Genomic DNA, 13,747 nt, shown 5'->3' on the forward strand with positions numbered 1-13,747 from the left:
CTTTCGAACCGCCGTATACCGAACGGTACGTACGGTGGTGTGAGAGGTCGGCGCGGTAACGCGCCTCCTACTCGATTTAATTAATGTTATATTTTCTTACATAATTAATCTAATAATTTCAAAAAGTAGTTGATTTTAATCTATATTTTAGATTATTATTAATAATCATATACATGATGTTATGTTTTATAACATCTAATGTAATGTAAAATAACAATTTGCGTAAAAGGGGGAAGATGAAAATGGACGTTTCTTATTTAATGAACAGTCTATGGGTAATGGTTGGAGCAATTTTAGTTATTTTTATGTTAGGTGGATTCATACTACTTGAAGCAGGTTCAACCCGAATGAAAAATGCAGGACATATCGCAGGTAAAACGATTTTTACATTCGGTCTTTCGTCATTAGTGTTTTGGGCAGTCGGATTTGGATTTATCTTCGGTGGCAACGCAAACTTTTTTGTAGGGTTATCAGAATTCTTTTATTCTGGAAAAGAACTCGATTTAGGTCTTAATTCATCTGTCTTCTTTTTATTTCAATTAGCTTTTGCGGGAATAGCGATTACAATTGCAACAGGGGGTTTTGCCGAAAGAGCGAAATTATCAGTGTACGTTGTATTTACCATTCTTTTTGCAGCAATTGTTTATCCTGTGGTTGCTCACTGGATTTGGGGTGGCGGCTGGTTAGCAGAGCATGGAAAGCAAGACTTTGCAGGATCGACGGTTGTTCATTTAACAGGTGCAATGGCAGCTTTTGCAGCCACAATTTTATTGAAACCGCGTATTGGAAAATACAATAAAGACGGGTCATCGAATACTCTTTTTGGACATAACCAAGTGTATACAGCGTTAGGGGTATTAATTCTTTGGATCGGTTGGTTTGGATTTAATGCAGGCAGTACGGTATCTGTTGATGCAGGATTCTTTGGTTTCGTTGCACTAAATACGAATTTGGCAGCAGGGGCTGGAGTGGTAGCGGCATTATTCATTTCATGGATTGTATTAGGTAAATCAGATATTCCGACCATGTTAAATGGCGCATTAGCGGGGTTGGTTGCGATTACAGCATCTTGTGCATTTGTTGATACATGGGCAGCTGTGGTGATTGGTTTTGTAGCTGGAATCCTTGTTTTTTATAGTGCACGATTCTTTGAAAAGAGAAAGATTGATGACCCGATTTTTGCCTTATCAGTTCACGGAGCAGCTGGTATTTGGGGTACATTATCGACTGGATTTTTTGCAACACCAGAGCTTGCTACAGTTGGGCAGGCGGGATTGTTTTATGGTGGTGGATTCACGCAATTAGGCGTACAGTTCTTAGGAGTTGCAACATCAGGTCTCTATGCATTTATTGTTTCTTTTATCATTCTTGCTGTTCTGAAAAAGGTTATGGGTGGTCTACGCGTAACTGAAGAAGAAGAAATTATGGGCTTAGACATTAGCGAGCATGGCAGCTATGGTTATCCAGAAGTTTTCTTAGCTAAGGAAGATAAGTTAAGTTCGTAATCTAATATGCAAGCCCTCTAGTAATAGAGGAGCTTGCTATCATTATGGTTTAGGGGGTGTATCGATGAATAAGAACATGCAAACATATGATTCAATTAAAAATTTAAGGGAGAAGTTGATTTTCCAATATCAGATTGATGCAGATTCCCTAAACCATTTTCATGATAAGGTGATGAAATATGTTTTTCATTTGGCGCTAGAGCAACAGGTGCAAAAAACAAAAATTCCTCCCTGTGAATTTGTATGGTTTATTACTGGTAGTGGAGGTAGGTTGGAGCAAGGGTATGTAAGCGACCAGGATCATGGAATTATATTCGCCGAAAATTCAATAGAAGCTTCTCATTTTTTTTATGAATTAGGAAAAGAGCTTTCTTATGGTTTATACAAAATTGGATATCCATATTGTGAGGGTAAAATCATGCCGTCCAATCCTTTATGGTGTAGCTCGGTAGAGGGTTGGCAACATCAGATATCATTATGGATGGAAGAGGAAAGCTGGGAGGCCATGCGATATTTGCAAATTTTTTATGATTCACGAGTTCTTGTAGGAAGTAGTCAATTATTAAGTGAACTTAAGTTCCATATTCTTGCCAATCAGGAGGCCAATACTAACCTGTTAAGAAGGCATATGGAAAACATTATGTTTGTCAAAAAAGCGATTGGTCCACTCGGTCAACTTGTGGGAGAAGAAAAAGGAGAATATGAAGGATCTGTCGATTTAAAGCAGACCGCTTTTCTACCTTATGTAAACGCAATTCGAGTGCTTGCGATAAAGGAAGGCTTATTAGAGACATCTACGATCGATCGTATTGAAGCTTTACTAAAGCGAGGGTATCCCCCTGAATTTAAGGGGTATCTTGAACATTTCAAGCTTTTACTTGAACTTAGGAATAATCTTTACAACCATACTCAGTCTTACGAAGCGAGTCATTTTATTCCAATTAAGAGTTTAGATAAAAGACGAAAAAAAGAACTCCGCGACATTTTGAAGAGTGGTTACAAACTACATCAGTATGTTCGTTCAATTATCGTGTAGAGGAGTGGTTGAAGTATGGCATTTGAACCATTTGTTCAATTTGTACGGGGGCTTCATGGAAAAGTAAATACAAGTGGAATGGGTGGAAATCAAGGCCTTAGCTTTCAACAGGTTGCTTTTCTACGTCAAATTCATAGAGATCTTCAGCAAGAGGATAAGTTGACAGTTCCGTTAGATGAGCTATCTGTTGTCGTGTTTGATATCGAAACAACGGGCTTCTACCCAGACCAAGGGGATGAAATTATTTCACTTGGTGCAATTAAAGTGGAGGGCGGCACAATTCGTGAAAATGAACTATTTTATTCGCTTGTATTCACTAAAAATGAGGTCCCTGAGAAGATTCAAGAATTAACGGGAATCAACTCTGAAATGTTAAAAAATGCCCCACTACTTTCGGAGGTTCTCATTCAATTTTTTGAATTTGCGAAAGGGAATCCCCTCGTGGCACACCATGCAAATCATGAAAAAGCTTTCATGCATACAGCAAGTTGGAAGCAATTTCGTACCCCATTTAAACATCGAATTATCGATACCTCCTTTTTATACAGGTTAGCAGAACCTGATTTACGATTGACTAGATTAGAAGATTTATGTGAATATCACCAAATCGCTGTAACTGATAGACATCATGCGTTAGGAGATGCTGTTTTAACAGCTAAGCTTTGGTCACTTTATATAAAAAAAATCCAAGCGTTAGGATGCCGGACATTAAGGGATGTTTATGATCGGCTAGCAAAACTTTAAGGAATTGAAGCACTCATTTAAGGTGTTTCTTTTTTTTTGTTAATTTTACCCAAATTTATGTTGGACAACTACTGTCGTGCTAAAATTGTAGTATACTAAAATAACGGTCTTGTGAAACGATACTCAGTCCTTAGGAGAATGATAATGTTACAGAAACTTAATAAAAAACTAGAAAAACTTATGCCGCTCATTACACCTACAAGTGTAGTACTTGGTGTCTTATTAACTGCATACTTAGCGCCGTTTTCATATTTAGTACCATGGATTTTTGCATTTATTACTTTTTCCGGAGCGTTAAGTTCAAGTTTTAGTTCTTTAAAGAGAGCTCTCACTCATCCATTTCCAATCTTGATTGCACTTATTACTTTACATTTAATTATGCCTGCGTGGGCTTGGGTTGTCGGGCATTTATCCTTTCTGGGTGACAGTTTTACGATCACCGGAATGATTTTAGCAGTTGTGATACCAACGGGAATATCGAGCTTTATCTGGGTGGCGATGAAGCATGGCAATATTGCATTGACGCTTTCTATTATATTAATTGACACATTAATTTCCCCATTTGTAGTGCCATATAGTTTAACTTTGTTTGTCGGCAGTAATGTTGAAATGGATATTCTTAGCATTATGCAAGGTCTCCTTTTTATGGTCGTGTTACCCTCTATCCTTGGTATGCTTGTCAATCATTTTACTAAAGGCAAATGCACTAAAACACTTAGTCCGGCTTTGGCTCCATTTTCAAAGATTAGTCTCGGTGTCGTTGTGATGATTAATAGTGCAGATATTGCTCCTTATTTAAAAAATGTGGACTTGAAACTAATCATGACTGGCGCAGTTGTATTTTTTATTGCGTTTTGTGGTTATATGATTTCATGGGGGATTGGTCGCCTTCTAAAGCTAGAATCTGATGTCATTATCGCCCTTATTTTTACGGGAGGTATGCGTAATATTAGCGCAGGTGCCGTCATTGCCATTGCATTCTTCCCAGCCGAGGTTGCTGTTCCTGTCGTTGTAGGAATGCTCTTCCAGCAAATACTAGCTTCGATATATGCATTCTTCATTGATCGCGTATATTCATTTGAACGTGTTGAACAAAAATTCACCGCATAACAAACGTTAGTCATTTGGCTAACGTTTTTTGTTTAAAAAGATTGAAAAATTTAGTCCGAAAGCATACGATTATATGTTGGGAGGTCATAAAACCTCCTTATGCTAATGTATCGGGGGATACTCACTTGACAGTGACCTTACAAAAAATCACACGTGATAATTGGGAAGAATGTATTGATTTAAAAGTAAGTAAGGACCAACAAGGTTTTATCGCGTCAAATCTTTATTCACTTGCAGAGGTACAGTTTTTGCCAAACTTTGAAGCGCTCGCTATTTATGCCGATAAGAAAATGGTTGGTTTTACGATGTACGGTTTAGATGAGGATGATCATAATTACTGGATTTATCGTATTATGATTGATGAAAAATACCAGGGGAATGGCTACGGCACTAAAGCTCTATTACAGGTAATTGAAAATATCAAACTTAAACCAGATGCCAAAGAAATCATAATCGGGTATATCCCAGATAATATTGAAGCAGAAAGAACGTATTTACGTGCAGGCTTCCAATCAAATGGGTTAGCTCCTTGGGGAGAAAAACTAGTTAGTTTGAAATTGATCTAAAACGTGAAGAATATAAAAAAAACGAAGGAGGGCTTACATATGGAAGAGGCAAAGTATTGCAGAGAATCCTTTGTTGTGAAAACAAGTAATGTTTTTCCGCCTGATACAAATTATCATGGTACCATGTTTGGTGGTAAATTGATGGCTTATATTGATGATGTTGCTTCTATTTCAGCAGTGCGTCATTCACGTTCACCTGTTGTAACAGCATCAACAGATTCAGTGGATTTTCTTCATCCGATTAATGAAGGAAGCTCTGTTTGTTTAGAGGCTTTTGTTACCTACACAGGGCGATCATCTATGGAGGTTTTTGTGAAGGTGATTGCTGAGAACTTATATACGGGAGAACGACATATTTGCGCATTGTCGTTTCTAACCTTTGTTGCCTTAGATGAGAATGGGAAACCCAAACCCGTTCCAAAGGTCATTCCAAAGTCTGAGGAAGAAAAGATGCTACACGAATCAGCAAAAGATCGTGCAGAGAATCGGAAAAGACGTAAAAAAGAAAACGAAAAAATGGCGTCTAAATTTAGTATTGCATTACCATGGGAAGTATAAAAAAGGTTGTCCGGAGTCAATCACGACTCGGACAACCTTTTTTAAATTAGCTGCGTTGCTCTTTTAATAAATCACGAATCTCAGTAAGTAATTGCTCCTCTTTTGATGGAGTTGGTGCAGCAGGCTTTTCTTCTTCTTTTTTCTTAAAGCGCTGGAAAAAGCGAATAAAGAGAAAAATAGAAAATGAAATAATGATAAAGTCCACGACTGTTTGTAGAAAAGCACCGTACATAATTTCTTCACCATTAAAAGGGATAGAAGCTTTGGAAATATCAATCCCGCCTAATAAGAAACCAAATAGTGGCATTATGATATCATTCACTAGTGATGAAACGATTTTTCCAAATGCTCCACCGATGATAACCCCAACAGCAAGATCAATCACGTTACCTTTGAGGGCAAATTTTTTAAATTCATTAATCATGAGTAAATTCTCCTTTCAAACCATTTCTTATTTTACATAAATCATTGGAAAAGAAAATAGTACATAAGGCTTATCCCTTAAATCTTTCTAGCTGATGCAGCATGTTTTCAGTTCTTAAAATTTCAATTTGTCTCTCACCTAATAAATCAAAGTGAGGAAATCCGGTCCGGTTATGAATGTATTTTGAAGGAATGCCGTATTGTTCGCCCCAGCTTTTAAGTTTTTTAAGGTCAGCACAGCCTACTTTTGTCACGGTCTTCATCCCCGGAAAACGGTCATCAATCCAATAATGTGTCAAAAATGCAATTTCTCCCTGTGAAACTTTACTTTTCCACTCGAGAAGTTCCTTGCGTCTAATTCCAAAAGCCATAAAAAGTCTCTCCTCTATACAAACATCTATTTTTATTTTACCCATTATACCAAAAAGAAATTTTACCAATAGACTATGACAGTTGTCTTACGATTTATCATTTTAGTTCTATAACAAATTTTTGCTAATAAAATTGTAACATCATCTTAGAAAAAATCGTTAGGAGTGGGATTTTGAAAAAAGCTGACAAATTTATCGTACATGCAGACCGAGAAAGTGTCTATTCTGTATTTATTGACCCAATGAAATTAGGCCCCTGTTTTCCTGGTTGCAAAAAAATTAAACAATTAAGTCCAACAAAATATGAAACATTGGTAGAGGTCAAGGTACAGTTTGTCCCAATCAAAATTCAAGGAATTGGAGAGTTAAAAGAAACAATTGAAAATGAAAAGATTGTCGTAGAAATGAAAGGGAAACCAGTTTCGCTTTCGGGTTCATTTACAAATACCCTTACGGCAAACTTAAAAACAATCGAACCGAATCAAACCCTTGTTGAATACGAAATGGATTTTGAGATGACCGGTAAATTAGCCTCAATTGGGGAGCTTTTGATGAAAGGGTCAAGCAATAAACAGTCTGAGGAGTTCATGAAAAACGTAAAAGAGCTGTTTCAACACACGTAAATGAGTGGTCTTTCCGATAATTGAAAAATATGGCTAATAATTTAAATTTATGGCTGATATCGTAAAAATATGGCTGATACTCAAAAAATATAGCCAATAGGTAAAATTAGTAACGAAAAAAGATTAGTAGGAGGAAACCTACTAATCTCTTTTCTGTTTATCTAGTAGCTTCAAACGATTCCTGAACAATTCTTTCTGGATGTGAATAGACATTCAGCTTACCTCCACGGATGAAACCAACGGCCGTTATATTCAGTTCTTCAGCCATCTTAATGGCCAAATCAGTTGGTGCAGATTTTGATAAAACAATCCCAACTCCAATTTTCGCCGCCTTTAACAATACCTCTGAAGAAATCCTACCACTAAACACAATCACTTTATCACGAACAGGAATTTTATGATTTAAGCAGTATCCATAGATTTTATCGAGGGCATTATGTCGGCCAATATCGGTCCGATTGATAATCATATCGTTTGGTGTGCAAAGTGCTGCATTGTGCACACCGCCTGTATCTTTAAAGACAATACTTTTTTGCTGCATTTCGTTCATTAAGGCAATGCATTCTTCAGGTGTGAGGGTAATGGTTGATGTTGAGGTTTTGGCTGTTTTCGAGTCATTCACAAAATAGAATTGCCTGCCTTTTCCACAACACGAACCGATAAAACGCTTTGAATAATATTCCTGGCTAGTTGTTACTTCAGTCATCGTATCGACATACGCATAGCCCTGGCCTTCGTCGATATGGAGACTTTTAATTTCGTCTCTAAAACGGATGACTCCTTCTGAAGCTAAAAAGCCAATTACCAGTTCATCAAGCTCTGAAGGGGTACAAACCATCGTTGCAAATTCCTGTTGGTTCAAGACAATCGTCAAAGGAAATTCGGTCACAATTTGATCTTCCTCGTCAAAAAGCTGACCATCTTCAAATTTGATAATCCCTTTTCTAACAGTAATGGAATCCACCATCTATACACCTCACTCTCCTAAAAAATCTATATAACGCATCTAGTTACTAAATATATAATCATACTTTTATTGGAAGGACAACAATAAAAATTTTTCACTACTCGAAATAGTTAAATAAAAGTTATTGTTTTATTTTGCTAGCTTTGGTAATATTTTATTATATAGTTCACAATATTGACACACTTTTGTCACAGGATAGCGTACCTGTCTCTGCTGCTAAAGGTGCAGTATTGGAAACGATAACTGTTAATTTTGTAGTAGCGATCCTGCTAGGTAAATTAACCGTCATCACCCTTTTTATGCTTATTTAAGCATTGGGCTGCTGGCGGTTTTTTGTTTTTACAACTACTGCAAAATATAACCTATCATTTCATAATAAAGGAGAGAAGAAATGGAAAAAACAAAAAATCGTTGGCTCATTGCTGCCTCTGCCGTTGGAATTCACTTATCAATCGGTTCTGTTTACGCTTGGAGTGTATTTACAAAACCACTACAATCAGAATTCGGATGGGATTTAACTGACATCAGCATGACGTTTAGTATCGCGATTCTTTTCTTAGGATTATCGGCAGCTTTCCTGGGGCATTTCGTTGAAAAATATGGCCCTCGAGCATCTGGAATTCTTGCTGCCATATTCTTTGGCGTCGGTATCACAGGATCTGGTCTTGCGATTAACCTAGAATCATTGCCATTATTGTATTTATTCTATGGTGCGTTAGGTGGAATTGGTTTAGGTGTTGGATACATTGCTCCAGTATCGACACTTGTAAAATGGTTTCCTGACAGACGTGGCATGGCAACGGGCCTTGCAATCATGGGTTTTGGATTTGCGTCATTAATCAGTAGTCCTATCATGCAAAAACTCATCGTTTCTGTTGGAATAGCAAATACGTTTTTTATTTTAGGAGTTTCTTATTTTGCCATTATGATAATTTCATCACTATATCTTGCCCCACCTGAAGCAGGTTGGATGCCAGCAGGATTTAAAGAGAAGGTCTCGAGTGGAGCTAAAAAGGTAAAACAGGATTTATCACAATTAACGGCAAACCAAGCGATAAAGACAAAACGTTTTTATTATTTATGGCTGATGCTCTTTATCAACGTTACGTGCGGAATAGCAATTATTTCTGCTGCTTCTCCACTTGCACAGGAGAGTGTAGGCTTATCTCCAGTTGCAGCTGCTGCGTTAGTAGGAGTTTTAGGTGCTTTTAACGGGCTTGGTCGTATTGGTTGGGCGTCGGTGTCTGATTATTTAGGAAGGCCCAATACATATACAGTATTTTTTGTTATCCAATTAATTGCGTTTCCATTACTGCCACATGTGTCGAACCCAGTGTTATTCCAAGTATTACTAGCCCTTATTTATACATGTTACGGTGGTGGTTTCTCTGCAATCCCAGCATACATTGGGGACTTGTTTGGAACAAAACAACTAGGTGCAATCCACGGCTATATTTTAACAGCATGGGCAGCAGCAGGTCTTGCTGGTCCAATGTTTGCATCTTGGATTCGGGACACAACTGGAAGCTATACACAAAGCTTAACGGTATTTACTGCGCTCTTTGCGGTGGCACTAGCGGTTTCCCTTTTAATTCGTTTGGATATAAAAAAACTACGTAAGCAGCAATCCGGAAAAGGGTCTGAGCTTGCTAGTTGACAATCATTGGTAGTTTGATTAACTTAAGGTTAATGAAGTTACTAGTAAAGGGTAGACATAAAATGAATAAATACGAAGCTGAGTTTAGTAATCTAGTAAGGTCGTTCCGTAAAAAGCACATGGGGAAAGGACCAAGCAAAATCACAACAACCTTTTGTAAAAATTGGGCCATATGTGAGATGGAAGGAAATCTATCTCCAGTTGAAAAGTTTATTGCCGGTGCAGATGAAGGAAAACAAATGCTTCGTGCGGCAAGAACCGAAATGGTAAAAGAAATGTACCGAAAAAATAGACCAGTTGAAATGGAAGAATTTTTAGGTTCAAATCTAGTAGATTTATTTGTTGATATTGATATTGATCGAGACTTCGGAATGTCAGTCTTTGTATTTGATCAAGATCTAGAGAAGAAATTTAAAATTAAATAACAATATAATGTGTTCAAAAGAAGGTTAAAAAGGACCGAGAATTCAAGGTGCGCGAGCTCCCGAGTACCAGAGCGAGGCAACTGCTTGAGTTAACTACATTGCAGCCTTGCGCTGAGGAATTTACTTCGTGAATAAACGAGTAGACGCAAGCGCATAACTTGGTTATTCACCCTGTTCTCGGAGCAATGTACGCAGAAATTTGATGCGTCATTTTAGGTCGAATTTTTGAACAACCTTATGTGTTGGCACTTGGTAGCGACCCTGCTAAAGACTAACCACCGTTCATTATTCTAACAACGTAGAATCATGTTTCGGTGGTTTTTTCTATAATTTTAGAGTTTTAGAAGGATTAAGCAGTTTAATGCCGAAAGCATAGTTAATATATGTTAACTTTGACCATAGACATAGTTATAACTGAATGTGTATAAGGAGGAGTTAAATTTGGGAGAAACAAAGCATCAGGGACCTATTAAATCAACAAAAATGCCACAACCAAAGCATTGGGTAAGTCCGATTCCATTTGGTTTAGGAAAAGTGAAGCCAAAACACATACGAGATACAATGAAAGTTGCTTGGGAAAACAAGGACAATCTAGGGTATGCGACACGTATTTTAACTCAAGGTGTTTGTGACGGATGTGCACTTGGTGTTTCAGGTCTTTATGATCAAACATTGACAGGTCCACATATGTGTACGACACGATTAAATGTACTGCGTTTAAGTACAATGCCGGCGATTCAATCAGATATTCTACATGCAGATATCGATGAGCTTCGAAAGCTTAATAGCACGGAACTAAGAAAGCTTGGCAGAATTCCATATCCGATGATTCGTCGTAAAGGAGAAAGAAAGTTTTCTAGAATCTCCTGGGATGAAGCGATGGACACGATTGCAAATAGAATGAAGAAGTTGAACCCGAAGCAGTATGCATTTTACCTGACTTCCCGAGGGATTACGAATGAATCTTATTATGTGGCTGCTAAGGTTTCTCGTTTCTTAGGGACGAACCATATTGATAACGCTTCCCGTATTTGTCATTCGCCTAGTAAAACAGCGATGAAGCGTTCTATCGGTGTTGGGGCATCGACTGCCAACTATCAGGATTGGATTGGTACAGACGTATTGGTATTCTGGGGAAGTGTTGCATCAAACAGTTCACCTGTTTCAACGAAGTACATGCTTGAAGCTAAAAAGCGTGGTACAAAAATTATTGTAATTAACCCACACAGAGAACCTGCAATGGATAAATACTGGATCCCATCAAATATGGAATCTGCCCTATTTGGAACAAAGCTCGCAGATGATTTTTACCAAGTTAGTATTGGTGGAGACATTGCCTTCATGTTTGGTATTATGAAGCACTGGTTTGAAATGGAGGAAAAGCAACAAGGTTCTGCAATTAATCATAAGTTCGTGAAGGAACATGTAAATGGGTATGAAGAACTGAAAGCGCACGCCAAAGCGCAAAGTTGGGATGAAATTGAAAAATCATCCGGTGTATCAAAGGAGAGAATCGGAGGACTTGCAGAACTTTTAGCTAAGAGTAAAAATGCCGTGTACACATGGGCAATGGGATTAACAATGCATTCATTTGCAACAGATAATATTTCACAAGTCGCCAATCTTGCCTTGCTTCGTGGCCACTTAGGTCGCAAGTATAATGGTCTTATGCCATTCCGAGGGCACTCTTCTGTACAAGGTTCTGGTGAAATGGGAGCAGATCCATTCGTGCTGCCAGGTGGCGAATTTGATGAAAAAAATAGGAAGCGCCTGGAAGAAATTTGGGGTTTTGAAATTCAAAAATGGCAAGGAGATATTGTGGGGGTTACTCTTGAAAATATCGTGCTCCCAGAGGACCATGAACGAAAGGTAAAGCTCTATTATATGTCTGGTGGCAATTTCCTTGAAACGATGCCAGACCCTAAGTTTGTCGAGAAAGCATTGTCTGAACTCGATATTCGTGTGCACCAAGATATTATTTTAAATACATCAACACTTGTGGATGCAAAAGAAGCGGTCATTGTTTTACCGGCTAAGACACGTTATGAACAAGAGGGTGGAGGAACATCAACATCAACAGAACGTATGGTTTATTTTTCACCTGAAATTGGAGGAAATAAAAATGAAATTGCTGAAGCTCGCGCTGAGTGGAAAATCTATGTAGACTTGGCCAAGCGGGTGAAACCTGAACACGCACATTTAATTGATTTTAAAAGCGGGCAGGAAATCCGCGATGAAATTGCCATTGCCAATCCGAACTATAACGGTATACAGCTCCTTAAGAAAAAAGGGGATGTATTCCAATGGGGAGGTGCATGGCTTTGCGAAGGTGGAGTATGCCCGACCCCGGATGGAAGGGGTAATTTAATTCCTGTTGATATCCCTGATTTCGGTAAGAAAGAAGAACAATTCGTACTCACGACTCGCCGTGGAAAGCAATTTAATTCTATGATTTATAAAGAAGTTGATCCATTCAATGGTGCCGGCCGTTATGATGTGCTGATCAATCCAATGGATGCGAAGGAGCTTCGTGTTACAGACGGGGAAGCAATCGTTGTCCACAATGGTTTTGGAGTCTTCCAAGGAAAAGCCAAATTTGCTGATATCGCCAGAAAAAATCTAGGCGTTCACTTCCCAGAAGGGAACTTTTTATTACCACGAGGACGTTATGAAAAATTTGCCGGTATTCCCGATTACAATATTGCGGTGTATGTTGAAAAAGCAGAGCGTTTCAATGCACGAAAAGATACAGAATATCAAGAAAAAGAAATCGCGGATGATTTAAATATTGATCCTCCAGCATAAAACTGTTGCCCCCAAGCCAAAATTGGGGGCATTTTCATGTGCAAAACTGGGAATGGCTAACAATATATTCTGATTAAATGAAGGGATGTTACAGTTGATTTCGTTTCGTGGAGATGCACATAAAATTTACCTTAGGCTAAAAAAGAATATTAATCATGATTCCACCTTCCACCATGTTAAAGAAATGGTAGAAGTTCGAGATATTAAGTCCTTTTATGAAAAAATTGATTCAAACACGTTACAAATCATTCATTACCGCATGTTAAAAGAGCAAAATGGTTCTGGCATCATTCCCATTTTAATTACGGCAATCCCTTGGTTTTTGTTTCTTTTTGCAAGCCAATTGCAAAAGTTTTTGTTTGGAAAAGGCTACTTGTATTTAATCCTATTTATTATCATTTATTTTGCTTTGCTTTTCTTTAGTGTAATTCTTCATTTTCGTGAAAAAGCATGGGCTTCCTTTCACATCCAAATGATTAGTGACATCTTGGAGGAACGAAAAGAAGTTGGGAAACAGACTAGATAAAAAATTTGGTAATACACGATGCTTGGTTATTTTTATCAGGAACAAATAGATAAGATCTAACACGAAATTCAGAAGGGTAAGTCAAAAAGTCTATAGATTTTGACAGTCGTTGCAGGAAATTAACAAGTAGAGTTGAATCAGCGAGTGATTCGAACAGTCAACGTTTGAATTAATCAAGTAGAGTCTGAATTGGCTAGGGATTCTGACAACAATCCCCGGAACTTATGAAGTAGAGTCTGAATCAGCCATGGATTCTGACAGCCAACGCCTGAATTAATCAAGTAGAGTCGATATCAGGGAGGAATTCTGACAACCAACGTCTGAATTAATCAAGTATAGTCCGAATCAGCGAGTGATTCTGACAGCCAACGCCTGAATTAATCAAGTAGAGTCGATATCAGGGAGGAATTCTGACAACCAACGTCTGAATT

General features: G+C 38.1%; 15 protein-coding genes. 12 read left to right on the forward strand and 3 right to left on the reverse strand.

Translation table 11 applies throughout. From position 1 onward, the window contains the following. Positions 1–242 precede the first annotated feature (242 nt). The 6 genes from ACR65M_RS23390 to ACR65M_RS23415 all read left to right on the forward strand — a co-directional run bounded on the left by ACR65M_RS23390 (position 243) and on the right by ACR65M_RS23415 (position 5,519). Complete coding sequence (locus ACR65M_RS23390) at positions 243–1,505, forward strand: ammonium transporter (protein WP_341332069.1); 1,263 nt, start codon at positions 243–245, stop codon at positions 1,503–1,505. Between the two features lie 64 nt (positions 1,506–1,569). Continuing rightward, complete coding sequence (locus ACR65M_RS23395) at positions 1,570–2,541, forward strand: DUF294 nucleotidyltransferase-like domain-containing protein (RefSeq protein WP_341332068.1); 972 nt, start codon at positions 1,570–1,572, stop codon at positions 2,539–2,541. Positions 2,542–2,556: 15 nt separating this feature from the next. Continuing rightward, positions 2,557–3,285, forward strand: a complete 729-nt coding sequence (locus ACR65M_RS23400; RefSeq protein WP_341332067.1) for an exonuclease domain-containing protein — start codon at positions 2,557–2,559, stop codon at positions 3,283–3,285. Positions 3,286–3,429: 144 nt separating this feature from the next. Then, entirely contained in the window at positions 3,430–4,395 is a 966-nt protein-coding gene (locus tag ACR65M_RS23405) for a bile acid:sodium symporter family protein (RefSeq protein WP_341332066.1), read from the forward strand. Between the two features lie 125 nt (positions 4,396–4,520). Then, positions 4,521–4,961 (forward strand): GNAT family N-acetyltransferase, encoded by a 441-nt coding sequence (locus tag ACR65M_RS23410; RefSeq protein WP_440274537.1) that lies wholly within the window; start codon positions 4,521–4,523, stop codon positions 4,959–4,961. Between the two features lie 39 nt (positions 4,962–5,000). Then, a complete protein-coding gene (locus ACR65M_RS23415) occupies positions 5,001–5,519 on the forward strand; it encodes a hotdog domain-containing protein (RefSeq protein ID WP_121445081.1) in 519 nt (172 codons plus the stop codon). Between the two features lie 46 nt (positions 5,520–5,565). Here the strand turns inward: ACR65M_RS23415 and mscL are convergent, their stop codons facing one another. Together mscL and ACR65M_RS23425 are read right to left on the reverse strand one after the other, a co-directional pair. Continuing rightward, the gene (gene mscL / locus ACR65M_RS23420; protein ID WP_121445080.1) at positions 5,566–5,943 is read right to left on the reverse strand and encodes a large conductance mechanosensitive channel protein MscL; all 378 of its coding nucleotides are present in this window, start codon (positions 5,941–5,943) and stop codon (positions 5,566–5,568) included. 70 nt (positions 5,944–6,013) lie between these two features. Then, entirely contained in the window at positions 6,014–6,313 is a 300-nt protein-coding gene (locus ACR65M_RS23425) for a hypothetical protein (RefSeq protein ID WP_341332064.1), read from the reverse strand. Positions 6,314–6,486: 173 nt separating this feature from the next. Here ACR65M_RS23425 and ACR65M_RS23430 point away from each other — a divergent pair, with 173 nt between their 5' ends. Beyond that, positions 6,487–6,936 (forward strand): SRPBCC family protein, encoded by a 450-nt coding sequence (locus ACR65M_RS23430; RefSeq protein ID WP_341332063.1) that lies wholly within the window; start codon positions 6,487–6,489, stop codon positions 6,934–6,936. 157 nt (positions 6,937–7,093) lie between these two features. Here ACR65M_RS23430 and fdhD read toward each other — a convergent pair whose 3' ends face one another. Next, complete coding sequence (fdhD, locus tag ACR65M_RS23435) at positions 7,094–7,903, reverse strand: formate dehydrogenase accessory sulfurtransferase FdhD (protein WP_341332062.1); 810 nt, start codon at positions 7,901–7,903, stop codon at positions 7,094–7,096. 185 nt (positions 7,904–8,088) lie between these two features. On the opposite strand from fdhD, the gene ACR65M_RS23440 reads away from it, so the two are divergent. From ACR65M_RS23440 to ACR65M_RS23460, 5 genes are all read left to right on the forward strand, one after another. After that, on the forward strand, positions 8,089–8,214 hold the full coding sequence (locus ACR65M_RS23440) for a hypothetical protein (RefSeq protein ID WP_440274538.1): 126 nt from the start codon (positions 8,089–8,091) through the stop codon (positions 8,212–8,214). Between the two features lie 80 nt (positions 8,215–8,294). Further along, positions 8,295–9,560: an L-lactate MFS transporter gene (locus ACR65M_RS23445; protein WP_341332061.1), complete on the forward strand. Its 1,266-nt coding sequence runs from the start codon at positions 8,295–8,297 to the stop codon at positions 9,558–9,560. 62 nt (positions 9,561–9,622) lie between these two features. After that, complete coding sequence (locus ACR65M_RS23450; protein WP_341332060.1) at positions 9,623–9,985, forward strand: Na-translocating system protein MpsC family protein; 363 nt, start codon at positions 9,623–9,625, stop codon at positions 9,983–9,985. A gap of 441 nt (positions 9,986–10,426) precedes the next feature. Next, positions 10,427–12,790, forward strand: a complete 2,364-nt coding sequence (locus ACR65M_RS23455; RefSeq protein ID WP_341332059.1) for an FdhF/YdeP family oxidoreductase — start codon at positions 10,427–10,429, stop codon at positions 12,788–12,790. A gap of 85 nt (positions 12,791–12,875) precedes the next feature. Beyond that, positions 12,876–13,316 carry a hypothetical protein gene (locus ACR65M_RS23460; RefSeq protein ID WP_440274539.1) on the forward strand — a complete coding sequence of 147 codons (441 nt, stop codon included), beginning with the start codon at positions 12,876–12,878 and terminating at the stop codon, positions 13,314–13,316. Positions 13,317–13,747: the final 431 nt, after the last annotated feature.

It is taken from the genome of Ferdinandcohnia sp. SAFN-114 (assembly GCF_059415045.1).